Here is a 22,443-nt window from a genome sequence, read left to right as displayed (position 1 = left end):
GAGTCAACAGACGACGTGCGTTACGACGCTCGCGTTGAGGAAGCCGCGTTCCCTGGTCCATCCTCTCGTTCTGGCGTGCCCCGAGAGGAAGGAAAATTGGTTGAGATCGCCGATTATTGGTGTTCATTGCCTGTGAGGGATCGTGGCTGGGTGAAGCTGTCGGCAACACGTTCGATCGGGGAGATCTAGAGCATGGGCGCCGATAACGTGAACGCGCGCGAAAAAGAGATCGCGGTGGTCAATCCGTATGCCGGCGGTGGCGGAGGGAACACCCTTGCTCACCGAATCGCGACTAGCTATCTCGCCGACATGCTGCTGGGCGCCGGGCGAGCTGAGACTCACGAGCTTCCTGTCGTCAGGGTCGCCTTCCAGACGAGCTCAACCGATCCCGTCGACGATCTAAGGGTAGAGGCTGAACACGATGGAGAAACGATCGTCGTCCACATCGCAGCTCGACGCGCCCCCCAGTTCACCCGCAGCCATTCGAAGACAGCCAAACTCGTCAGGACCCTTGTTGACCAGGTCGAGACCTTGGCAGAGGACGAGTGTGCAAACGTTGCGGTCGCCGTCGCAACTATGGCCTCTTCGACTAAGGAAGTTCAGCTCCTCGCCTCCCTTGCACGAGACAACGCAACGGAAGCTGACTTCTACTCACAGATCCACACGCCTGGGAGGAACTCAGGCTATGCGAAGCGGTACGAGCACCTGACAAGGCTGGTATCTCAGGCGCGGCCGACGGCCTCCGACAACGAACTTCGGAGAATCGTCTGGTCACTCCTCAACCGCCTATGGATCCTGAGTTTTCGCGTCGAGTCCGACGACGAAACTGACTGGGTAGAAATTGGAAACCGGCTCAATCCTCTCGCCCGGCACGGACAGAAGGGGACCGATGTCCGCGATGCCCTTCACTCGGCTGGCTCTACTCAGTTTGATCAGCAAGGCACTGTAGTTGACCGTGCCTTGCTCCGACGCAAGTTCCACTCTGTTCTCGCAGCAGACGCCGGCCGATCTAAGGATGCGTGGGCGCAGCTCAGCCTGGAACAGGAATCCGCAAGGGTTGCCGTTCGCCGCGATCTGGCAGACGGAATCCAACTGCCACGAGCGAAGCTACAGGCGGACATTCAGGCCACGATCGCTCACGCAGGCAAGACACATGGGGCTCTCCTAGTTACAGGTGAATCCGGGATAGGCAAGAGCGCGGTGACCCTCTCGTCGGCAGCAGCGCTGGCGGACCGCAACAGCGATTTTCAGTGCGTAGTGCTCAATTTGCGACGGACCCGCGACAGCGTTGCGGCACTGTCGGCGGATCTCGGAATGTCTCTTACTGACGTACTCGGGGAGATGTCTGCACCTGATCGCGTCCTCATCATTGACGCCGCCGATGCCGCCAATGAAGGGCGTGCACCACTCCTCCGAGAACTTGTGGCAGCGACACATGCAGCAGGAGTCGGAATAGTGCTCGTCGCCGCCGACACGGCAGTCAACCAAGCCTCCAACACGCTCCACGGCATATACCCCGACCCACAACGATTCGAAGTGCCTGGACTCAATGACAGCGAGCTTCGCGCCGTGGGAACCAAGGTGCCAGCGATCGCAGGTGCCCTGCGAAACATCCCCACCAAATCGCTGTTTCGGCGACTGGCGATCATTGACCTCTTGGCGCGTACCGGTTCCGCAGTCACCAAGCCGCTGGCCGACTGGGACTGTCTCGAGCTGATTTGGCAGAACCTCATAGGCCGTGCAGTGGGTCAAAGCTCAGCGGCAGCGAGAACCGCAACCCTCTTGTCAATGAGCGAGGCAGCACTCGGCCTCCCGAGCCCCGAAAAGGCCTACTCAGGCGCCGACTACGCAGCACTCGACTCTCTCCGGGCAGATCGGCTGGTGGCACCAGCGAATCTAAGAAGGCCCGCGCCGGAGTTTGCCCATGACGAGGTCCGTCGCTTCGCAACCGCTGTCTGTCTAGTGCAGGCCCCTTCCCTGAGTGGAACTCTGAAGACATCCGGACCAGCGCGATGGTCGATGTCTGCCGCGAAGCTCGCATGCGAGGGCAGGCTCTCCGGCGCAAACGATCCCCATGCTGAACTCGCGATACAGATCGCCGATTTTGACGCTCTTGGAGAGGAAGCCAGCGTCCGCTGGAAGGACGTGCCGCTCGAAGCGGTACTTGAGATGCCGAACTCCTATTCTCTTCTCCGCCGCATGATCGACGAGTCCGGCACAGACACGCAGAACGTTCTCGCGAACATTGTCCGAGTCGTTTCGCTGCATCAGCGACATGACAACATGATCGACGTCCTACGAGGTGAGCCGGTCGTGCGCTTGCTCGTTGAGGAAACAGAGCAACTGTGGCACCGTGATAACGAGACCTACCGTTTGGTGTCAGACTGGCTCAAATCCTCCCTACTGGAACAGTTGCCTGCCGGCAACTCCTCTCGTCTCGCGCTTCGCAGAGTCCTGCTCGACCATTGGCATAAGCATTACCCGCAGGCTGACCGGTCCAGCGCGGCACAGGATCTTGAAGGCGACGTTGTGTTTAACGTCTTCCAAGGTCATACAACGATGAGAAGGCGCCGGAGCAAGCTGAACTGGCAGATCACCGAAGAGCGCTTCGTTGAGCTGCTGGCTCTCCTTGGCCCTGACATCAACGATGAAACACGTGCATGCCTCCTGGAGGTAGCAGCCGAGTCCCCATCGCGCCTTCAACCCGCTGTCGACTTCTCCTGGAGCGCCTGGGGGGTTGGGATGCACGATCCTCAGCTTCTCCTCACCCTCACTGAGTCTTACTACATCGATCACGAGGGCAGCGGCGGGTGGAGACACTGGGACGGCATTCGCGACCACCAACGGCACGGCTCTTACAAACTCAGCAACCACATGTATGGCCCGTTTTGGGTCCTGACTCGGTTCTGCTCACACGTGGATTGGATTCCAGTGGTGAACAGAATGCTCAACCATGCAGCGAACATCCGGTGCCGGACAGAGGATGGATCAGGATCGATCGATCGCGGTTCGAAGGTGACACTAGCGATCGACGGCACAGAACGAACCTACGTCGGCGACGGCAACGTATGGGGCTGGTACCGCGGCAACACAAACGGACCATACCCATGCATGAGTGCACTACAGGCAGTGGAACGATGGGTGGACCACTCGATCCGCGATGGCGCAGCTATCGGTGATGTTGCAACCGCGTTGCTGAGCGGATGCGAAAACCTTGCAATTCCCGCGGTCCTCCTGGGGGCCACCATTCGTCACTTGGGTGACGACGCTACGGTACTCGATCGATACCTCGTGGAACCCCTTGTCTGGCAGCTTGACCTGAGCCGCGCCACTCACGAAGCCGTTGGAATCATGCTGGCGGCCGATGATGGAATCATCAATCCGGAACGGCGCAAGTGGCAACTGAGAGATGTCGCTGCTTTTCTTGTGTTGAACGCCGGCGCGGAACGCCGTTCAGAACTAAGGGACCTGGGTCAGCAGCTCATAGCGAACTCCGATCGTGCCGGTATCGGTGAGTCAACCGTCATCCGTTGGGCGGCGACACTTGATGCGGGCAATATGGAGACTGAGCCTATAGAGGGCGGCCTTCTTGTCTCGTTCAACGAGCCGAAGGCTATTGAAGAAGAGCTTGCTCCGCTACGAGCTGACCTCGGTCGCGGCAACCTTCTAATCGGGCTTCAGAACAAGTACTGGATTCCTGCACGGGAGCAGAAGGAGGGTTGGGAACCGCCAACACCGGGTGAGATTGCGGAAGACCTATCAGAGGTCAAAGATCTGTATGAAAATCCACCCGAGTTCGCCGCATACGACCTTCCCCTCGTAGTCGCCCACGTCTCAGCCGCAGCAGTCCGTAGCGCAGCGGCTGGCAACATCGAAGCGTTCGGCGTGAACGCGTCCTTCGCGATCGATTGCACCCTCGGCATTCTCCGAGCGTACGCGGACGCGTCAACAAACGACGTCGACGCGCTTGAGTACGAGGACGACATAGGAACCCGAGGTGCAGCGGCATCAGCGGTCCCGTATCTGCTGCTCCCCGAGCTGACTGAACAACTCGCAATCGCAGGCGTCACCGTGGACGACATCGAGACGACAGTGGCGGCATTCGGCCAACTCGCGGCGACCGACACTTGCCTCAAATTCGCACGCTCTTGCGACGCCATCTGGGATCATCCTTGCTCCGGAAGCCCCTGTCTCCATACGACTGCTTACAAGTGGGTGCTCGATCTCGCTGCGCTCTGCGAAGTGCCTGACTTTGACGACGAACTTCAAGAGCTGCTGCCTAGAGAGCCCATCACGGAGAACATCGCAGATCGGGTTTCCGCTGTTGATCCAGGGAGGCTCGACACCTCACGCTTGAGTGCGACGATTCGTGCCGCTGGACACGCCGTCTTCTCGAAGGCATGCATCGCGAAGAACGCTCAGAGCGATCTCAAGAGGCTTCTGCGGGCTCAAGCGATCGCGATGGTCGTCCAGGAGACGTCCGAAGGCGTCCACTTCATTGACGACCATGGCGCTGAGACTGTGAGCGCAGCCCGAGCATTACTCCAGAACAGATCACTTTCAGACGAGAATCTGTTGCTCTCGTACGTCACAACGCTGATGCCTGCCAGTCAAGTCTTCAGTGCGTTTCTGCGGGATCTGGCAGTCGTGGGAGCCGAGAGTCAAGAACTTGCTGATTCAGCTAAAGAGCTGTGGCCCACCTTGTTCGGTCACGTCCTAAACGAACTAGACGCGAACAGAGACCTCTATGGGCGAGACGATACCTTCGGCGGCTATGCCCTTGGACATCTTCTGCCAAGCGATCCGCTCTCAGCTCGGGGCCTGCACGAAGAGTTCGGACGTTCGACCTTCGATTGGGTGCATCCTGAAGAATTGGTGGAGTTCATTCCTCGGTGGCTGCCGCACGCCGCAGGCAGAATGCCAGCGCTACTTGATCTTGTCCGTTTTCTGCGTCGACTCCCCATAGACACCCAACTCGGCGAAGGTCTGAACTGGCTGAGCGATATGTGCTTCTCGCGGCCGGATCGTCAGATCACTTCCTCCGAGGTACTTGAGGAGTGGCTGGTAAAGGTCAAACACGAAGCTGACGTGCGAGGAAACAGCGCTAGCTGGCTCAACTTCGTCGACCGTCTCGTGTACGCGGGAAACACGGCGCTTGCAGGATTCTCGCGTTGAATGTCGCGACAGAGCGGCTGCTGTGGTGCGGGCACTGATGGGCGAGCCTCCGGTGCCGTTATTCATGCCTGTGAAAGTCTCCCGGCGGGGTCCTTCACGGCGCTTCTGCCCTGTGGAGTCATAGATCGCGCCCACGACCACAACCTGTTTTTCCTCCTGGGGCGTTCGGCGCGATGAGCAGGGATCCCAGTGCATCTAGGGTTCGTAGTCCCGCGGCCGCAAGTTCCGCGGCCTGCGCGCAGGCGATCTGGAAATGCTGTTCATCGTGCCAACGCGGCGCATCCGTCCAAGTCACACGCCGCTCGTCCTGGTCGTCGAGAGAGTGCGCGTTCCAGATGGCTAGTGGGCCGAAGTGACTGTATTCAGAGAGTTGGCGGTAGACCGGTTCAAGTTGCCCCGCGTCGTCACGAACAGCATGAAACATTGCCTGAAAGCTCTTCTTCGCCGGTCAGCTATCCCCAGGACCTTCCATAAGGAATTTCGCGTAGCCGGGGTTTCGGAGAACGTAGAGGCCGATGGTGATGGTCTCGACCCAAGCTCGAATCAAGGGTAGGACGGCGTGCGGGTTGTTGTTCACGATCTCTCGTGTAACCCACTCGTGGAGTCCCCGCATACGTGAGACGAACGACCCGAACAGCATGAACTCCGCGGTGAGTGTAGTTTGCTTCGACATGTGCCTCTTAGCCACCGCCGTATACCCCTGCGAGCAGCCATGAGACGCCCGAGAAATCGCGTTCTCGCGATTGTCCATTCCTGACAGGTCTAGGAGTTGCGGGTCTGACTTAGCCATAGCTAGAGCCTGCCACCAACGGCACGGATTTGATGTAGTTGAGCGGCTCGACTCTGTCACGACTTGCTCGGTGGCCTTGGGCCACACGAACCAGTGGGCGCGGTCGTGTCAGCCATCGCTGGACGCACGGCTTCTGGCGGATATGAAGACTCGCCGGCGGAGGCCTGACGGTCGAAGGCACCGAACCACACCTCGATGAGGTTCGCCCAGAAGGGTGGGTCCCAGTGAGGTGAGCCTTGAACCGTCCGAGGGCCCTTCTCGTGCCTGGTCGGTGTGCCGGAGAGTTCCCATCACCTATGAAGCATCCGAGTCTCGAATCTTATTCGAGCGGCGGCAGTCAGGTCTACTTGCGCTTTCGCTTTGGCATCGTGAAGAGGAACGCTGCCTCGCGGCGTTGGTTTAATCGTTCCCCAATGGCGGGGCTGATAGCACCGACCAGTCCGAGTGCCGCACCCGCGAAACCCGCCACACCACCCGCTGAGCCCACGACCAGACCCATGCCGCCAGCGATCACCGGCGTGGTGAGGGCAAAGCTGCGATACGTTCCCATGCGCTTGTTCAACACTCGCGAAGCTTGTTCGATGTCGGAGGCTACAGCGCGGATGGAGGAAATCTGAGAACCGAAGTCTGAGGCACTCTCCATTGCGATGCGCACTCGCACTCGCAGGTCTTCCACTGCGTCTTCGGCCGACAGCATGCGCGCGAGGTCCTTCGCTCCGAGGTTCGCCAGCGAAGGTACGTCTGCCCACAGCGCTGTATTCGCAAGACTGGGCCTATTGCTATCTCTGCGCTGGAGCATGCGCGCTTCGAAAGGAGAGGCGGCAACGTACTCGGACCCGAGCACGTCGGCCACTGCTAGCCGCCGCTCCGTGCGTTGCAGATAGTTCGCTAGAGCGGTGTCTGACTCCTTCTTGATCCAAGCTGAATAGTCGTGTTGCGGGTCATAAGGCTGGAGCATCCGAAAGCCAATGGATCGGTCAGCCTCAGTGATCGATTCAGGATCCGTATGGCCGTAAAACCACATACCCGGGCTGTGCTCGATGTCATCCACAGCGTTGATGAACAAGACCTCACGGGCGCTTGGTCCTTCCACCACGAGCTGAGACCGGACGAACCGCACCAGGGAGTCGTTAGCGAGAGCAAGTTCGGTCGCGTCGTGGATCAATCTGCCTCCGATGAACTCGGCGACGCTGTCAGGCATTGGAAGCACGTGCCCGCCGCGCAGAAGGTGCTGAAACTCCATCTCCTCGATAGCGAGCGCTCTCACCCTCCGCGCCGTCGGCGTGGATCGAAGCGCGCGGAGCAGACTATCTGGGTAGAGAACATGGTCAGCGAGAAGCATGGTGCGTCCGATGAGCTTGTTGACTGCCAGCTCCTCATTCCAGAGGATGGTCCGGCGCGGCATCAGTTGACGGAGCGAGCTTGACGTCTTCCACGCGTCCACCGCAAACGACGCAATCGCTTCGAAGTATCTGTCCTTCAGGGGTTCATCGCTTTCGCGGAGCGCAGCGAGTTCGCGCAATAGAGCAACTCGTGTGCGTCCTAACTCCTGAGCCGTCGCTGGGTCATCGTCGGGCGTGGAGGATGCCACAGCTCGGTCGAACGCGGTAGCTCCCAGAGGTCGCTGGGTAGGCCCGTCCGGCGGCAGGGTGAGTGGGGTGCCGGCAGGCATCATCGAAGGGATAGCAGTCCGCGCTAGCTGAACATCCGGACTCAGACTGATGAATTCATCGTCGTCAGGCCTGGCAGGCGCTCCTGGTGGATGACGTGGTGCTGCGAATCGCTTGTGGCATAGACGATACGTCTTTCCGGACCCGCACCAACATGGGTCCTGGCGGTCGAACGTAGCAAGCGGATTCACCTGCTCAGGATATCCGGCTGCGGAACTAGTCCTCTGCGCCGTCGCGCCGCACGAGGGGACATGCAACACCTCTCTCGTTTTCGAGAGCCGTCCCGAAGCAAAACGCGTTCTGGCCTTGACCACCGCCTTGCACTTCCCGTGGAGTGGCTGGCTCAGTCCCAAAGCACCCCCGCGATGCGCCAGCCGTTGGTATCGGCGGCCTGGCGGACATCACTGCGTCTGCGCGTGCCGTAGAACGACCGCCACGATAACCGCGAAAGCAGGCGGACTCTCAGTGATCCCCACGCCATCCGGATCCCGCTCGAACCCGTCAATTGTTCTTGGCGCGAGTCCGAGCCCGGCCAATCAAGAACCCATCTAATTTACCCGCCAAGACCCGCCACCAACCGGCTACACTCGGACTATGCGAACCGCTCGGTTCCCTGTAAGCACAAGGGAATCCGCGAGTTCCCGAGACTATCGGCGGAGACCGGAAATCAGCCGGATTCTCCAAGGGGTCGCAGGTTCAAATCCTGTCAGCCCGACCAACAAGCCCCGGAGAACCGCGGAAACACGCGGATCTCCGGGGCTATTCTCATGCCCACTTTCGCCCGATCTGCTCGACCCGGCCGCCGCCGAAGTCGACCGCCAACGACACCGCCAATCGCGAGAGCCGGGCCGAGAACGCGCAGTACGTCGATTGGTCGATCGCGTCCGGGATCTCGCCGGTGGTGTTGTAGAGAGCGAGTTTCTCCCAGACGAGCACGGGGTCGTCGTCGCGGATTGCCGCGAGCCTCATCGCGTTGGGATGACGTGCAGCACGCGGGCCTGCCCGCCGTGGCCGGAACAGCGCCTCGCCGGGAAGGCGCCGCGAGTCGTTCGGAACCGGCGTCGCGTAGGTGTAGTCGAAAAGCGTCGAGACGTCGGGATGCGGGCGCACCTGCTCGCGGAAGGCGCGCTGACCGCCGAGGAGTTCGATGCAGTGGATCAGGATGTGCCCGCCCGCGGAGGGGCCTCCTTGTCACGCGGGGGTCGCCTGTCGCAAAATGATACTTGTGAGGTTTCATTCCATAATGGATTGTGAGACGCAGCGCGAGGAGGAAGCAGATGGCAGGCACAGGGAGCGCGGGAATCGCGCGCAAGCGGGGGCGTCCCACCGAGACGGAACGCACTCAGCGACGCGACGACATCCTGGATGCTGCCGTGCGGCTGTTCGTCGACGAAGGTTTCGAGCCGGTGACCCTCGATCGCATCGCTGCCGACGCACACGTGACCAAACGGACGATCTACACCTATCTCGGCGACCGCACGGACGTCTTCCTGGCCGCTGTCGAACGCCTGAGCGAGCAGACGCTGCACGAGGCATGGCCAGCCGATGGCCTGGAGCAGCTCGCACCCAAGATCGTGCACGCGCTGCACTCCGACGATGCGATCGGCCTGCACAGACTGGTCATCGCCGAATCCCGCCGCTTCCCCGAACTCGCCGAACGCTTCTACGACAGGGGCCCTCGTCGGTACATCGCGGCGATCGACGCCCGGCTGCCTCGGGACGACAGCGACGCGGATCACGGGCGCGCAGAGGCGCTGTTCGCCCTGCTGCTCGGCGAGTGGCACCGGCAACGACTGCTCGGACTGCGACCGGCACCCGACCGCGCCGCTTCCGCGGCTCACGCCCGTGCGGCGCTGGATCGAGCGCGGATCACACCATGCGGAGAGGAAGAAGGGAAATGACCTCCAAGACGGTGGGCTTCATCGGCCTCGGCATCATGGGAGTCCCCATGGCGAGCAACCTCGTCCGGGCCGGGTTCGATGTGGTCGTATGGGCGCGTTCAGCTGACCCCATGAACGAACTGGTTGCGACCGGCGCGCGGGCGGCAGCCGATGTCGCGGGCGTGTTCGACGCCACGGAGACCGTGATCCTCATGCTGCGCGACGAGGCGGGAGTCGACGCTGTGCTGGCACGTGGCACGGACGAATTCTCCACGCTGGTGGCACATCACACGGTGATTCAGATGGGGACCTTCACGACAGCGTTCTCTCGCACGCTCGCGTCAGAGGTGACCGCTGCCGGAGGCCGGTACGTCGAAGCGCCCGTATCCGGGTCTCGTGGCCCGGCAATCGAGGCGAAACTGGTGGGAATGCTCGCTGGAGAGGCGGGCGCGGTCGCCGAGGCGGAGCCCGTGGTCGCAGCGATGTGCTCGCAGGTCTTCAGGTGCGGGGAGATCCCCGCCGCCCTGTCGATGAAGCTGGCGGTGAACACCTTCCTCATCACGATGGTCACGGGGTTGGCGGAGACATTCCACTTCGCCTCCCGCAGCGGCGCGGACCTCGACGTGCTGCGGGAGGTGCTGGCCGCCGGCCCGATGGCATCGGTGGTCTCCCGTGGCAAGGCACAGAAGCTCACCGACGACGACCTGTCGGCTCAGGCGGCGATCGCCGACGTGCTCAAGAACGCGCGGTTGTCCGAAGACGCTGCGCAGGTGGCCGGATCGGCGCATCCGCTGATCACCGCAAGCCGGGAACTGTACGAGGAAGCCGCGGCCGCCGGAATGGGGGCACTCGACATGATCGGGGTGACCGCAGCATTCGCTGCCCGAGCCGAGCCGGAGGGCGCATCAGCAAACGACCCCACGGAAGCCTCGCGATGACGATCATCATCCGCGCCGGCGTGTCGCATGATCACGCTCGGCTCGTCGCAGTCTGGAGATCCGCGGTCGAGGCGACGCATCACTTCCTGACACCCGAGGAGATCGACGGGTACGAGCGTCAGGTCGAGGCCTACCTCCCGCAGATGCCGGAGATCTGGGTGGCTGTCGAGGATGGCGAGGGGCAGCCGCACCCGATGCTGCACCTCGAGCGGGAGGGTGGGCAGCGTGAGAACACACACGTGACACGGGGTGCCCCGCAGGGCTGAGATCACACCCGTCGAACCTGATCTAGTTCGTACTAGCGAAGGGATGTCGCGCATGACGCGCACGCCAGAACACCCGATCGAGTCCACTGTCTCGTTGCTGCACGAGTTGCGCGACCACGCGCCACTCGTGCAGTGCGTGACCAACATTGCGGTGACGAACTTCACCGCCAACGTCCCGCTCGCCCTCGGCGCAGTCGCGGCGATGGTCGACGTTCCCGAGCTGCGTGCCGCGTGGGACGCAGCATGAACGGGCGACGACCGGTGCCGCGGGTGCTGAGCATCGCAGGGACGGACCCGACCGGCGGGGCGGGCATCCAGGCGGATCTGAAGAGCATCGCGGCCAACGGCGGTTACGGCATGGCGGTCGTGACCGCGCTGGTGGCGCAGAACACGCACGGGGTGCGGTCGGTGCACGTGCCCCCGGCGGCCTTCCTGGTCGAGCAGTTGGACGCTGTGTCCGACGATGTCGCGATCGACGCGGTGAAGATCGGGATGCTCGGCACCGCCGAGGTGATCGAGTCGGTCACCGGCTGGCTCGACCGGGTGCGGCCGCCTCTCGTGGTGCTCGACCCGGTGATGGTCGCCACCAGCGGCGACCGGCTGCTCGACGCGGACGCGGAACGGGCTCTGCGCCGGATGCTCTCCCACGCCGATCTGGTGACCCCGAACATCCCCGAGCTCGCGATCCTCGCCGACGCGCCGGTCGCCGTCACCTGGGATCAGGTGCTCGCGCAGGCGGGCCGGGTCGCCCTGGAATGCGGGGTGCGGGTGCTCGCCAAGGGCGGACACCTCTCGGGACCACAGCTGCCCGACGCGCTCGTCGAAGCAGTCGACGGAACGGTTGTGGTGACCGAGTTCTCCGGTACCCGTGTCGAGACGCGCAACACGCACGGAACGGGCTGCTCTCTGTCGTCGGCGCTCGCGACCCGCATCGCCGCGTCGGGGGATTGGGTGGAAGCGACGCGGGAGTCGAAGCGATGGCTCATCGAGAGCATCCGCCATGGCGCCGAGCTCGCCGTCGGAACCGGGCAGGGGCCGGTCAGCCACTTCGCGGGGCTCTGGGCCCGTGGCGGCGTCACCACCGCACCGACCCCGGCCGAGGTGGAGGCGGACTGGTGGGCCGGCATCGCCGGTATCCGCGCCGACATCGACGCGCTGTCGTTCGTGCGCGGGCTCGGCGAGGGCACCCTGGATCGCGGCGTCTTCCTGCACTACCTCGCCCAGGATGCCCTCTATCTACGCGACTACGCCCGGGTGCTCGCCGACGCGTCACGCCTCGCCCCCACCTCCGCGGAGCAGGCCTTCTGGGCCGGATGTGCAGAGACCTCGATCACCGGCGAACTGCATCTGCACGAGTGCTGGCTCACCGATGAGACCCTGCGGTCCACGGAGCCTGATCCCGTGACGACCGCGTACCTGAACCACCTCCTCGCGACCGCCGCGCGCGGCGACTACCGCGTGCTCGTCGCCGCGCTGCTGCCGTGCTTCTGGATCTACCAGGACCTCGGCGAACGCCTGCAGTGGCGCTCGCACCCGGAACATCCCTACAGGCCCTGGCTCGACACCTACGCCGACCCCGCATTCGCCGCATCCACGCGCACTGCCATCGACACCGTCACCCGACTCGCCGCAGCCTCCGATGACACGACACGGCACGCGATGTGGAACGCATTCCGGCTGTCCTCGAAGCATGAGCACAACTTCTTCGCCGCACCAGATGTCGATGAAGACACCGTACTGACCGGTCGAGCAGCCGATCGTGGTGCCGGAGACAGTGGCGGCCGCGCCGGAAGTGGAGTCCGCGGATGAACTCTCACGAAAACGCCCCGCTGCCTGTGCTCGACTTCTTGCGACGCCACCTTGCCGAAGAGCTCGGCCCTGAGGATCACACCCATCTGAGGTACCCGACGGCGGTATCTCGGCTGCTCGGACTCGAGCTTGTCGCCGTGGCCGAGCGCTCTGCGCGCGTGCGGCTTCTGGCTGACGTGGACAAGCACGGCAATCAGCAGGGAACTATCCACGGTGGCACTCTGTGCGAGCTGGCCGACGCGGCGATCGGCACTGCGCATTCGACCGTGGTCGGAGTCGATGAGTCGTTCACGAGCCTGGACCTGAACGCGAGGTTCCTGCGACCGGCGTGGTCGGGACCGCTCACCGCTGATGCTCACTGCACCCACGCGGGGCGGAGCATCAGTCAGTACGCCTGCGAGATCACGCGGGAAGACGGAAAGACCGTGGCAACCATCACCAGTGCCGTGCTCACTCTCCGCGGGGAATCCGCACGAGGGAGGTGAATCACCTCGAGCCGTAACCATTCTGCGGCGAGGCCACGCCGGTGAGGAAGCGGATGCGGGCGTCGAAGACGGCGCGGTATTCGACCTGCGGTGGTCTCATAGTGCGGCGAAGCCGTCACGCCAGCTCGGGTGGAGCATCTCCCAGCCCTGTGCGCGGGCGCGGGTGTTGCTGACCGGTCGACCGATGTCGCCACCGACCTGGACCACGGGGCGGGGACCGCCGACGGCGGACGCGAAGACGGGAACCCACGTCGTGCCGGCGGCGGGCTCGTCGTCGACGATGTTCCAGATGCCCGCCGGCCAGTTCAGCGCTCGAAGCGCGGCCTCAGCAGCATCCTCGACATGAACGAATGAGGTCACCGCCTGAGTGGCAGGGAGGCGCCCCGCGCGCGCAGCATCGGCTCGGACTCCGTCCGGGGCGTACCAGGTCCCGGGGCCGTAGAGCTGCCCGAACCGCAGCACCACACCGGAGGGCAGCTCGCGGACTCTGTCCTCTAGCGCGGCGACACCGCGGATGGTGGTGAGCCGCGGTTCCGTTGCGTCGACGTCGAGCGCCTCGGTTTCGGACGCGGAGGCGGTCCCCGGCGGGTACACCCAGGAGATGCTCTCGGCGACCACGCGGTCCACGCCCGCAGCCTTCGCGGCGTCGATCAGGTTCCGGGTGCCCGTGGTGCGGATGCGCGCATTGCTCGCCGAGTCTCCTGAGGCGAGGTCCGTGAGCAGGTGCACAACGGCATCAGGGCGCGCTTCGGCGACAGCCCGTATGACCGCTTCGCGGTCGAATGCATCCGCCAGCACGGCCGCAGCGGCGTGCCGTTCGATCGCGGCGGCGCCCCGGGCGGATCGAGTCATGCCGATGACCTCGTGACCGCTGGCCACCGCCTTTCGGGTGAAGGCGCGGCCGAGCACACCGGACGCACCGGCGACGAAGATTCTCATGACGGCATCCTCTTTCTTGGTCTTTCTTGGTCTGTGTTGCGGGTTCAGAATCCGATGACGGTGGCCCGTTCCATCGTGTACCGGAGGAAGACGTCGCGGGCGACGGCGAGGGTGAGCCCGCGCGCCGTGAGGGCGGACTCGGTGCCGTCGCCGCGGGCGGTGTTGACGCACGCGCCCACCGGGATGCCTGCGGCGATGAGCTCGTCGATCTGCGCGTTGAAGCGGCGATCCAGCTCGGTGGCGGCCGTGCCGAGTCGTCGCTGCGCGGCGCCGAAGACGAAGACCTCGACCTCGATGTTCTGCTCGGCGGAGACCTCGGCGATTCGACGCGGGAGGCGGCTGCCGATGAGCAGGGAGTCTTCGTCATCGTGGAAGATGTGCGCGACGGTCTTCACGGTGCCACCACCTCTCGTGCGACGGCGTTCGCAACGCGGATGACCGCATCGAGCGTGGGTGAGGGTGGAACGATCGCGATCTCGCTCTCATCGTGCCCTCGACGCGAGAGTAGGCGTCGGTGTAGCGGCGAGAGGGCATGCCGGAGGGGGCGATGGTGGTCATGTCACGCAGTCCTTCAGGGTCTGGAGAGGTCGACCGGCGCGGTGTTCGGCTCCACGACGGGGAGCCGGTCTGGCTACGCCCCGCCGTGGCGGCGAAGAAGAAGGAGGGTGACGGTGAGCACACGTAGACTTTACCATAAGTCCTCAGACAAGTAGAGGAGATGAGATGACTCGACTCAGACGTGTGCCCTTGGCGGATCAGGCCGCCGACGCGCTGTTCATGCGCATCCGCGCGGGGGAGTGGGCGCTCGGCGCCAAGCTCCCTGGCGAGACGACGCTGGCGCCGCAGCTCGGGGTGGGGCGGTCCACCGTGCGGGAAGCGATCCGCCAGCTCGCCGGTCGCGGCGTCCTCGATTCCCGTCACGGGTCGGGTGTGTACGTGACGGCGCTGGAGGTGCCCGAGGAGTGGGAGCAGGTGCTGCGCCGGGCCGACATCGTCACCGTGATCGAGGCGCGCACCGCGATCGAGGTCGAAGCCGCATCCCTTGCCGCCACGCGCCGCACTCCGTCCGATCTGCGCATGGTCCGACGGGCGCTGGAACTGCGTTCGATCCCCGGGGAGAGCATCGAAGAGCATGTGGATGCCGATATGGCGCTGCACCGCGCGATCGTGATCGCCGCGCACAACGAGGTGCTGACCGAGCTGTTCGACGGGTTCGTGCCGCGAGTGCGGCGCGCGATGGTCGAGATGCTCCGCATCCGCCCCGTGCCCGATGCGAGCGCTGACCAGGATGCGCACGCCGTCGTGGTGGATGCGATCGCCGACCGGATGCCGGATGCCGCTGCCCGCGCCAGCCGCGCCCATCTCGATGCCCTCAAGGCAGGCTTCGCGTGAGCGCCGCGGTCGTCGAGCCCGTCGTGGTGCTCAACGAGGTGACGTTCCGCAGGGCTGGGAGAGACATCCTGAACGGCGTGTCGCTGCGAATCAATCCCGCGGAGCACTGGGTGCTGATCGGCCCGAACGGGGCGGGCAAGAGCACGATCCTCGGTCTCTGCGGCGCCCGCACGTTCCCCACCGCCGGCACCGTCGATCTGCTGGGTCATCGGGTGGGTCGGGTCGAACTGCTGGCGCTGCGTCGCCGCATCGGACACGTCGACCCGCGGCATCCGCTCGAATCCCCGCTCACGATCACCGACGTCGTTCTCACCGGGGTCACCGGCACCACGGAGCTCATGATGCGCTGGCGGCCCACTGCCGCTGACCGGCGCCGCGCCGCCGAGCTGATCGACCTGCTCGGCCTCGACGGGAAAGCCGAAGAGCGATGGCCGACTCTCTCCCAAGGCGAGCGGGGACGGGCTCTCATCGCGCGCGCCCTGATGAGCGACCCGGCCCTCTTGCTTCTCGACGAGCCCTCGACCGGGCTGGATGTCGCCGCAAGAGAGCAACTTCTGGAGACGGTCGACCGGCTCGCCGCGACTCGTTCCGATCTCGCGTCCGTGCTGGTCACCCACCACCTCGAAGAGATCCCCGAAGCAGCCACCCACGCCCTCCTGCTCGCCCATGGCAGCGTCGTCGCCGCTGGTCCCGTGCGCGACACGCTCACCACCGACCTCGTGAGTCAGACCTTCGAGCACCCCATCGTCGTCGACCACAGCGAGGGACGATGGCGTGCCCGCAGCCTCCGCTCCGTCCGCAGCGCCTGAACGTCCTCAGTCTTTGGCGATGCGGATCGGAGTGCCGCCGGTGATCGCGACGAGGTCGGCGAAGGTGAGCGGGAACACGGTGTGCGGCGTTCCGCCCGCAGCCCAGATGACCTCGTAGTCCTGAAGGGCTTCATCGACCACGGTCCGCACCCGGGTGGGGTGACCGACGGGGGAGACACCGCCGATCGCTTGCCCGGTGACCTCTCGTACGAGTGCGGCAGGTGCCATCGTCACCGATGCCGCGCCGAGATGCCGTGCAAGCTGGTCGGTGTCCACGCGATGCCGGCCGCTGGTCATCACCAGAACCGGTTCGTCATCGGCGAGGAAGAGCAAGCTGCTCGCGATCGCCCCGACCTCGCAACCGAGCGCAGACGCGGCATCCGCCGCGGTGCGGGTGGAATCCGGCAGCTCGCGCACTCGCCCGGGAAGTCCTGCCTTGTCGAGGTGCTGCTGCACGATCTGGCTGCGCTCTGGTAGCGGCTGCTCGATGGTCATGGTGCGTGCCTCTCTGTCTCCGGGGGGTGGGGGTAGTGCATGAGGAGCTCATCCGGTCGCCCGGGCGCTGGCGGATGCGCGGCCTGCCGACAGCGCGGCGAGGCGGTCGCCGATCTCGCGCTGCACCGCCGGGCTGGCGTACTGAAACACGACCTCGGCGAGCGTCTGGCCCCTCGTCCACCGGGTTGCTGTGCGCATGGCCTCGACCGCGGCAGGGCGGTGCTCGGCAAGCGTCTCCTCGACGACAGCCAGGGCCTCGGCATCGTCGATGACCTGCGCGAGCGACGTGTCGAGGCTCACGGCGCCGAGAGGCTCGGCAATCGGAGAGGGAATCGTCCAGGCGTGGACGCCGGCACTCAGGATGCGCGTGCCGCCGGGGCCGGACGTCTCGGCCTCGACTCCGCTCGGCACGGTCGCGCGTACATGGATCTCCGCCCCCTGTCGGCGCCACCCGACCTCGATCCTTCCCGAGGGGCTGTCGAGTGCGACGGCGGCGTCGTCGATCCCCGGGAGCGGGCGCGGCGCGATGCGCACCCGCCGGGCGCCCGGCTCGAGCACGGTGAGTCCGCCGAGTTCGCGGTGCATCCAGTCGGCGACCGCACCGAGGGCGTAGTGGTTGAAGCTGGTCATATCGCCGGGGTTGATGGAGCCGTCGGGGAGCATCGAGTCCCATCGTTCCCAGATGGTCGTCGCGCCCATGGTGACCGGATAGAGCCAGGAGGGGCAGCCGGTCTCCAGCAGCAGCCTGGACGCCTCGTGATCGTGACCTGTCGCGGTGAGCGCGTCGAGGATCAGCGGTGTGCCGACGAACCCGGTCGCGACGCGGTAGCCGTTCTCTCGGACGAGGTCGGCCAGGCGTGCACCGGCTGCGGGGCGCAGGTGCTCGGGGATGAGGTCGAAGGCGATACCGAGCGCGTAGGCCGTCGGGGTGTCGGAGACCATCCGTCCTGCCGCGGTGACGTACTCGTCGACGAACGCGGCGCGGACATCGTCGTGAATCCTCCGGTAGCGCGTCGCGTCGTCGTGCTCGCCGAGGAGGGCGGCGGCTCTCGCGAGCAGTCCTGTCGACCGTGCGAGGTATGCGGTGGCCACGAGTCCGGGCGCGGTCATCGCTTGTCCGGGGCGGTCGGGGGGAGCGGTGGGGTCGAGCCAGTCGCCGAACTGGAAGGTGCCTTCCCAGATGCGGCGCGGGCCGGCCATCCGCACGCACAGCTCCACCCAGGCGAGCGCGCTCGGATACTGGCGTCGGAGCGTGTCGCGGTCTCCGAAGAGCCGTTCGAGCACGTCCGGGACCACCACGGCGGCGTCTCCCCATGCTGCTGCCGGACGGGACAAGCCCAATACGTCGGGCACGACGAAGGGAACAGTGCCGTCGGCGTCCTGTTCGAGCCGTAGGTCTCGAAGCCACGAGTCCAGAAAACTGCGGATTTCGTACAGGAACCCTGCGGTAGGCGCGAACACCTGGATGTCGCCGGTCCAGCCGAGGCGTTCGTCGCGCTGCGGGCAGTCGGTGGGGATCGAGAGGAAGTTGCTGCGAAGGCTCCACACCACGTTGTCGTGCAGCTTCTGCAGCAGCGGGTGCGAGGTGCGGAACCATCCGGTGCGCGTCATGTCGCTGTGGATCACGACAGCAGTCACATCCCCGGGGTCGAACTCACCCGGCCACCCGGTGACCTCCGCGTATCGGAAGCCGTGGAACGTGAACTCGGGCTCCCACACCTCGACTCCGGTGCCAGCCAGCGTGTAGCTGTCGGTGGAGATGGCGCGGCGCAGCGGGCGGGTACTGAGACGTCCGTCTTCGAGGACTTCGGCATGGCGCAGTGTCACGGTTGTTCCGCGTGGTCCCGACACCTGGATCCGCAGACGCCCGACGAGGTTCTGCCCGAAGTCGAGCAGGAGCGTTCCCTCGGGCGAGGGAAGAACCGCCGCAACTCGTCGCTGCTCGATGCGGCGCACGGGCGGAGAGATCCTCGGGCCTGGTGCAGGGGCAGGCTCGAAGACCCGCGAGGCGGACCATCGTGCCGGCGACGCGCGGCGTGCGTCATGATGCTCGCCTTCGTACAGCCCGCTGTCGGTGATCGGACCATCCGTGGTCTGCCAGTCCGGTCCGCTGCGGATCCACCGAGTCTCGCCGTTGCCGAACTCCAGGAGCAGCTGTGCGGCCAGGCGTGGTTGATCGCCGTACCGTGGGCGGGCGTTCTGCCGGAACCCGAACCGCTCGGTCGCCCAGGTGCCGGCAAGCCGGAAGGTCATCGTGTTCATGCCATCGCGGATCAGCGCTGTGACGTCGGTGGTGTCGTAGACGGTTCGCTTGTCGAACGGTGTCCAGCCGGGCTTGAGCACGTGGTCGTCGACATCGGTCCCGTTCAGCGCAGCCTGGTACGAGCCCACCGCGGTGGCGTACAACGTGGCCCGTACCACGTCGGAGGCGTTGAACGTGTGGCGCAGGATGGTGGGCTGTGCGTGACGTTCCGGCGTGGGGTGGCCGACCCAGCCGGCGTTCCACTCGCCGTCGTCGAGAAACCCGGCGATGATCGTGACGGGATCGCTCCAGTCGCCGAACGCTCCGTCCTTGCCCGCCAACCGCACCCGGAGGTCACCTCGCTGGCGCGCAGAGAGGGAAGCGAACGGCCAGTCGACTCGGAGCCGCTTCTCGCCCTCGTGGAGGGCCACCGCCACCGTACCGGCGGACTCCCACCGGAGCTCGGCCGCATGTTGCCGCCACCCGGCATCCGTCGTCTCGATGCGCCAGCTGATCGCGGGGGTGGGATGTGAGACAGGATCGCCAGGGCGGGCGGCCTCGACCGAGAGGTGTACCCGAACCGGCATCGGCATCGGCATCACGACGATGCTCCCGGTGCGACCGTGGCCGATGAGGTGGCCTCGGGGTCAGTACGACTCTCGACGTCGAGAACGGAGACGTTTCGACGCCGGCGGAAGACGGCCCACGCGATGCCGAGACCGGCGGCGTTGAACGCGGTCAGCAGCACGTAGAACGCCGTGACGCCGGACTCCAGCAGAAGCGGTGTGACGGCCGCGAGGACGGCGGCACTGAACCGGCCGATGGAGATGATCGCTCCTTGCGCGGTCGAGCGCAGCAGGGTCGGGAAAGACTCCTGCGTCCAGACCTTCATGATTCCCTCGAAGGCGAAAGCTCCGCCCACGGCAGCCAACAGGGCGCTGATGGCATAGGTGACGATGTTCAGACCAGCGAACACGACGACGAGCTTCGACAGGATCATGACGACAGCACCGATCTGGAAGTACAGGAAGCGCCGTGGCCCATCGACGATCTTCATGAACCACAGGTATCCGAACACGGCGATCGGGATCATCGGCAACGCGATGAGCGCGGCCTGACCCACGGTGGCACCACCGTACGTGACGACGATGTAGGTGCCGAACTGGCCGCTCGTGTTGGCGACCAGGTTTGTAAGAGCGTAGAACGCGACGAGAGCAAGGAACGGAACGACATAGGGGGTCCGGAGCAGGTCGACGATGCGCGTGCGATCGGCGCGGATGGTGGGGACTCCGGACCGGCGCTCGTCGCGTGCGGTGGTCCAGCTGGCCGACTCAGGGATCGTGAGGCGCCCGAGGAGCACGAGCAGGGCGACGACGCCGATGTGGCCGAACAGGATCTGTGCCCCGCGGTGTCCCCAGTCGCCGACGACGCTCGCGATGAGCGTGTTCGCGACGATGCCGATGATCCACAACAGGTTGGAGAGGCCCAGCAGGCGGCCGCGGTTCGCGTCGGTCGCCGCCTCCGCGATCGTCGCCAATGACACCGGCAGATCGGCTCCGGTGCCGAGGCCCAGCAGGATGGCGCCCGCGACGACGACGCCGAACGAGGGAGCCAAGATCAAGGCGAGGACGGCGGCGAGGATGAGGATCATCGTCGCTGTGAAGACGGGGCGTCGCCCGAACCGGTCGCCCAGCCGTCCACCGACGAGCGCACCGACGGCGATGGAGAGAGTCAGCGAGGCGGCCGCGACGCCCACCTGCCACTCATCGAGCCCGAGCTCCGCGCGCAGGATCACGAGAGAAGTGCTGAAGCCGGTGATGGCGGCTGAATCGATGTACGACGCCATACCGGCCACGGTGGCAACCCACCACGGGCGAGCATGCAGAGGACGAGCGGGCATGGGCTTCTCCTTCGAAGCATGGGTTCAATGGACAGCCTCACGATATCAATTGATTGTCGCTAGGACAATCAATTGAGGCCCAAAGCATTCATCGACGGCCGCTCTGTGTGTCAGTCGCTGTGCGTTCGCGGGTCCCAGTGCGACGGCGGCGGGCCCCATGGTGCTCCGGAGACTCGCTGCACTTCACCACCGACACGTCGATCGAGGTCGCGGACGAGACGGACGAGCAGCTCTTCGAGCCTCTCGCGCTCCGCATCGTCCCACCCGTCGATCGCTTCGGCGAAGTCCATCTCGCTCGCCGCCACGATGCGCTTGGCTACCTCGCGCCCACCGGGAGTGAGAGCGATCATCGTCTCCCGGCCGTCGAGCGGGTTGGCCATGCGACCCACGAGCTCGGCAGCCTCGAGTCGCCGCACGACCTTGCTGAGGTTGGAGCGCCCCGTATGCGCGGCATCGGCGAGCTCGGTAGGCCGCGCAGCCCCTCGGTAGGCGAGCTGGTTCATGACCAGGAATGCGAGCATGTCATCGGAAAGAGGAAAACCGCTGCGCCGCAGAAGGTCCTCACGCCGCGATCCTGACGAAGCCCAGGTGATGACCGCCTGCATCGCGGCTCGGGCATCGAGGCCTCCGCCACCGACGACCGGCGCCATGACCGCCGGGGTCGACGGAAGGGCAACGGGAGAGTGAGGGCGGCGCGGCATACTTCATCTTCTCGCATGCCTTGTCGACGCCGTCGAAAGGAGCGAGAGCCGCGAGTCGGCTTGTCTACGCAGAGGCGGTGACGCTTCGGGTCGAGCTGCCCTCTCGATCACGGGCCCCGGATCACAGCGAGTCGGGGCGGGCGGTGAATCTCCGCGGTTTCGCTCGAGTGATCTCGGTGTGACGTCCGCGCCGACCGTGTGGGCGATGACGGCACGATTCGCGCTTGCGGTGATGAACATAGGGGGTCTGATCGCGGTGCCGGCCGCATCAGATCTCGCGCGGAACGCCCTTACCGGCGCGAGCGAGCCCGGGAAGCATCCAGACGATGAGCTCGCTGATCATGGTGCGGAAACGTGCGTGGGCTGTGGTCTCTGCCCACTCGTCGACCGCCAGCAGCGCGTCTGGGGCGGGCTCGATGCTCCTGAGGCGGATCCTCGTTTCTTCGGGACTGACTTGCTGTTCCCGCCGGGATGCCGCGGAGCTGGCCATGGTTACACCGATCAGGGCTTCGTAGCAGACGGTGGCGCGGGCCGGCGACAGTCCCAGGCCCGCCAGCTCGGCGAGCAGCTGATCGACCATCCGCACCATCTGCTCCCATGTCGCGGTGCCGATCCGTGCCGGGATCGCGGTGGGGTGGGCAACGAGCAGGTCACGAATCTTCTCGAACAGCACGATGAGAGCTTCGAGTGGGTCGGGGCTCGAGTCCAGGTCGGGGATCTCGATCCGCTTCAATATCTGCTCTGATGCCAGGTCGGCGATCTCGTCGATCGACGTGAAGTACGAGTACAGCGTCGAGGACCGTACGCCCAATCGAGCGGCGAGCGAACGGATCGAGAGCGCCTCATAGCCCTCGTCGACGATGAGCCCTGCCGCATCATCGATCACGCGCTCGGGAGTGAGCTTCCGGGGGCGTCCCCGCTGCCTATTCTGTTCGATCACCGTTCTCACTTT

19 protein-coding genes, 1 pseudogene and 1 riboswitch are annotated in these 22,443 nt (G+C 65.0%); of the genes and pseudogenes, 9 read left to right on the top strand and 11 right to left on the bottom strand.

Features of this window, described 5'->3' with window-relative positions; all coding sequences use genetic code 11:
- Nucleotides 1–192: 192 nt before the first annotated feature.
- The gene (locus tag ACIOVG_RS14360) at nt 193–5,175 is read left to right on the top strand and encodes a hypothetical protein (protein ID WP_400874667.1); all 4,983 of its coding nucleotides are present in this window, start codon (nt 193–195) and stop codon (nt 5,173–5,175) included.
- Between the two features lie 448 nt (nt 5,176–5,623).
- Here ACIOVG_RS14360 and ACIOVG_RS14355 read toward each other — a convergent pair whose 3' ends face one another.
- The 4 genes and pseudogenes from ACIOVG_RS14355 to ACIOVG_RS14340 all read right to left on the bottom strand — a co-directional run bounded on the left by ACIOVG_RS14355 (nt 5,624) and on the right by ACIOVG_RS14340 (nt 8,604).
- Nucleotides 5,624–5,965, bottom strand: a complete 342-nt coding sequence (locus ACIOVG_RS14355; RefSeq protein ID WP_400874664.1) for a hypothetical protein — start codon at nt 5,963–5,965, stop codon at nt 5,624–5,626.
- Nucleotides 5,966–6,308: 343 nt separating this feature from the next.
- Nucleotides 6,309–7,487, bottom strand: a complete 1,179-nt coding sequence (locus ACIOVG_RS14350; RefSeq protein WP_400874816.1) for a hypothetical protein — start codon at nt 7,485–7,487, stop codon at nt 6,309–6,311.
- A 261-nt stretch (nt 7,488–7,748) separates the two neighbouring features.
- Nucleotides 7,749–7,826 (bottom strand): annotated as a pseudogene (locus ACIOVG_RS14345) (SEC-C metal-binding domain-containing protein); the annotation flags it as partial.
- Nucleotides 7,827–8,400: 574 nt separating this feature from the next.
- Complete coding sequence (locus ACIOVG_RS14340) at nt 8,401–8,604, bottom strand: hypothetical protein (protein WP_400874661.1); 204 nt, start codon at nt 8,602–8,604, stop codon at nt 8,401–8,403.
- 308 nt (nt 8,605–8,912) lie between these two features.
- Between ACIOVG_RS14340 and ACIOVG_RS14335 the strand changes: the two genes are divergently transcribed.
- The 6 genes from ACIOVG_RS14335 to ACIOVG_RS14310 all read left to right on the top strand — a co-directional run bounded on the left by ACIOVG_RS14335 (nt 8,913) and on the right by ACIOVG_RS14310 (nt 13,013).
- Nucleotides 8,913–9,536, top strand: a complete 624-nt coding sequence (locus ACIOVG_RS14335) for a TetR/AcrR family transcriptional regulator (protein WP_400874658.1) — start codon at nt 8,913–8,915, stop codon at nt 9,534–9,536.
- Entirely contained in the window at nt 9,533–10,453 is a 921-nt protein-coding gene (locus ACIOVG_RS14330; protein WP_400874655.1) for an NAD(P)-dependent oxidoreductase, read from the top strand. The genes ACIOVG_RS14335 and ACIOVG_RS14330 overlap by 4 nt, the downstream gene beginning before the upstream one ends.
- Nucleotides 10,450–10,719 (top strand): hypothetical protein, encoded by a 270-nt coding sequence (locus ACIOVG_RS14325; RefSeq protein ID WP_400874652.1) that lies wholly within the window; start codon nt 10,450–10,452, stop codon nt 10,717–10,719. Before ACIOVG_RS14330 ends, ACIOVG_RS14325 begins: the two co-directional genes overlap by 4 nt.
- Nucleotides 10,689–10,780: riboswitch (TPP riboswitch) on the top strand. It overlaps the preceding gene by 31 nt.
- Complete coding sequence (locus ACIOVG_RS14320; protein ID WP_400874649.1) at nt 10,772–10,966, top strand: hydroxyethylthiazole kinase; 195 nt, start codon at nt 10,772–10,774, stop codon at nt 10,964–10,966. Its footprint overlaps the riboswitch before it by 9 nt.
- A complete protein-coding gene (locus ACIOVG_RS14315; protein WP_400874646.1) occupies nt 10,963–12,528 on the top strand; it encodes a bifunctional hydroxymethylpyrimidine kinase/phosphomethylpyrimidine kinase in 1,566 nt (521 codons plus the stop codon). The genes ACIOVG_RS14320 and ACIOVG_RS14315 overlap by 4 nt, the downstream gene beginning before the upstream one ends.
- Entirely contained in the window at nt 12,525–13,013 is a 489-nt protein-coding gene (locus ACIOVG_RS14310) for a PaaI family thioesterase (RefSeq protein ID WP_400874643.1), read from the top strand. Before ACIOVG_RS14315 ends, ACIOVG_RS14310 begins: the two co-directional genes overlap by 4 nt.
- 96 nt (nt 13,014–13,109) lie before the next feature.
- Here ACIOVG_RS14310 and ACIOVG_RS14305 read toward each other — a convergent pair whose 3' ends face one another.
- Together ACIOVG_RS14305 and ACIOVG_RS14300 are read right to left on the bottom strand one after the other, a co-directional pair.
- Complete coding sequence (locus ACIOVG_RS14305; RefSeq protein ID WP_400874639.1) at nt 13,110–13,952, bottom strand: NAD-dependent epimerase/dehydratase family protein; 843 nt, start codon at nt 13,950–13,952, stop codon at nt 13,110–13,112.
- A gap of 44 nt (nt 13,953–13,996) precedes the next feature.
- Nucleotides 13,997–14,347 (bottom strand): hypothetical protein, encoded by a 351-nt coding sequence (locus tag ACIOVG_RS14300; RefSeq protein ID WP_400874636.1) that lies wholly within the window; start codon nt 14,345–14,347, stop codon nt 13,997–13,999.
- A 328-nt stretch (nt 14,348–14,675) separates the two neighbouring features.
- Here ACIOVG_RS14300 and ACIOVG_RS14295 point away from each other — a divergent pair, with 328 nt between their 5' ends.
- Both ACIOVG_RS14295 and ACIOVG_RS14290 read left to right on the top strand, forming a co-directional pair.
- Complete coding sequence (locus ACIOVG_RS14295) at nt 14,676–15,344, top strand: FadR/GntR family transcriptional regulator (protein WP_400874633.1); 669 nt, start codon at nt 14,676–14,678, stop codon at nt 15,342–15,344.
- Nucleotides 15,341–16,153, top strand: coding sequence for an ABC transporter ATP-binding protein (locus ACIOVG_RS14290; RefSeq protein ID WP_400874630.1), 813 nt, complete (start codon nt 15,341–15,343; stop codon nt 16,151–16,153). Before ACIOVG_RS14295 ends, ACIOVG_RS14290 begins: the two co-directional genes overlap by 4 nt.
- Nucleotides 16,154–16,159: 6 nt before the next feature.
- Here ACIOVG_RS14290 and ACIOVG_RS14285 read toward each other — a convergent pair whose 3' ends face one another.
- From ACIOVG_RS14285 to ACIOVG_RS14265, 5 genes are all read right to left on the bottom strand, one after another.
- Complete coding sequence (locus ACIOVG_RS14285; protein ID WP_400874627.1) at nt 16,160–16,648, bottom strand: YbaK/EbsC family protein; 489 nt, start codon at nt 16,646–16,648, stop codon at nt 16,160–16,162.
- 48 nt (nt 16,649–16,696) lie between these two features.
- On the bottom strand, nt 16,697–19,489 hold the full coding sequence (locus ACIOVG_RS14280; protein ID WP_400874624.1) for a family 78 glycoside hydrolase catalytic domain: 2,793 nt from the start codon (nt 19,487–19,489) through the stop codon (nt 16,697–16,699).
- On the bottom strand, nt 19,489–20,790 hold the full coding sequence (locus tag ACIOVG_RS14275; protein ID WP_400874621.1) for an MFS transporter: 1,302 nt from the start codon (nt 20,788–20,790) through the stop codon (nt 19,489–19,491). Before ACIOVG_RS14275 ends, ACIOVG_RS14280 begins: the two co-directional genes overlap by 1 nt.
- A gap of 110 nt (nt 20,791–20,900) precedes the next feature.
- Nucleotides 20,901–21,491, bottom strand: coding sequence for a MarR family winged helix-turn-helix transcriptional regulator (locus ACIOVG_RS14270; RefSeq protein WP_400874618.1), 591 nt, complete (start codon nt 21,489–21,491; stop codon nt 20,901–20,903).
- Nucleotides 21,492–21,759: 268 nt separating this feature from the next.
- Nucleotides 21,760–22,431, bottom strand: coding sequence for a TetR/AcrR family transcriptional regulator (locus tag ACIOVG_RS14265; protein WP_400874615.1), 672 nt, complete (start codon nt 22,429–22,431; stop codon nt 21,760–21,762).
- Nucleotides 22,432–22,443 lie beyond the last annotated feature (12 nt).

The sequence above is a fragment of the Microbacterium sp. NPDC087591 genome (assembly GCF_044743625.1).
Taxonomy (GTDB): Bacteria; Actinomycetota; Actinomycetes; order Actinomycetales; family Microbacteriaceae; genus Microbacterium.
Note: the sequence above shows the minus strand (reverse complement) of the source record. Positions and strands in the feature narration are given on the sequence as shown.

Coding starts and splice junctions, on each gene's coding strand:
- ACIOVG_RS14280 (WP_400874624.1), bottom strand. CDS start 19,489: ATGCCGATGCCGATGCCGGTTCGGGTACACCTCTCGGTCGAGGCCGCC.
- ACIOVG_RS14320 (WP_400874649.1), top strand. CDS start 10,772: ATGACGCGCACGCCAGAACACCCGATCGAGTCCACTGTCTCGTTGCTG.
- ACIOVG_RS14325 (WP_400874652.1), top strand. CDS start 10,450: ATGACGATCATCATCCGCGCCGGCGTGTCGCATGATCACGCTCGGCTC.
- ACIOVG_RS14270 (WP_400874618.1), bottom strand. CDS start 21,491: ATGCCGCGCCGCCCTCACTCTCCCGTTGCCCTTCCGTCGACCCCGGCG.
- ACIOVG_RS14315 (WP_400874646.1), top strand. CDS start 10,963: ATGAACGGGCGACGACCGGTGCCGCGGGTGCTGAGCATCGCAGGGACG.
- ACIOVG_RS14305 (WP_400874639.1), bottom strand. CDS start 13,952: ATGAGAATCTTCGTCGCCGGTGCGTCCGGTGTGCTCGGCCGCGCCTTC.
- ACIOVG_RS14335 (WP_400874658.1), top strand. CDS start 8,913: ATGGCAGGCACAGGGAGCGCGGGAATCGCGCGCAAGCGGGGGCGTCCC.
- ACIOVG_RS14355 (WP_400874664.1), bottom strand. CDS start 5,965: ATGGCTAAGTCAGACCCGCAACTCCTAGACCTGTCAGGAATGGACAAT.
- ACIOVG_RS14285 (WP_400874627.1), bottom strand. CDS start 16,648: ATGACCATCGAGCAGCCGCTACCAGAGCGCAGCCAGATCGTGCAGCAG.
- ACIOVG_RS14330 (WP_400874655.1), top strand. CDS start 9,533: ATGACCTCCAAGACGGTGGGCTTCATCGGCCTCGGCATCATGGGAGTC.
- ACIOVG_RS14340 (WP_400874661.1), bottom strand. CDS start 8,604: ATGAGGCTCGCGGCAATCCGCGACGACGACCCCGTGCTCGTCTGGGAG.
- ACIOVG_RS14360 (WP_400874667.1), top strand. CDS start 193: ATGGGCGCCGATAACGTGAACGCGCGCGAAAAAGAGATCGCGGTGGTC.
- ACIOVG_RS14295 (WP_400874633.1), top strand. CDS start 14,676: ATGACTCGACTCAGACGTGTGCCCTTGGCGGATCAGGCCGCCGACGCG.
- ACIOVG_RS14310 (WP_400874643.1), top strand. CDS start 12,525: ATGAACTCTCACGAAAACGCCCCGCTGCCTGTGCTCGACTTCTTGCGA.
- ACIOVG_RS14275 (WP_400874621.1), bottom strand. CDS start 20,790: ATGCCCGCTCGTCCTCTGCATGCTCGCCCGTGGTGGGTTGCCACCGTG.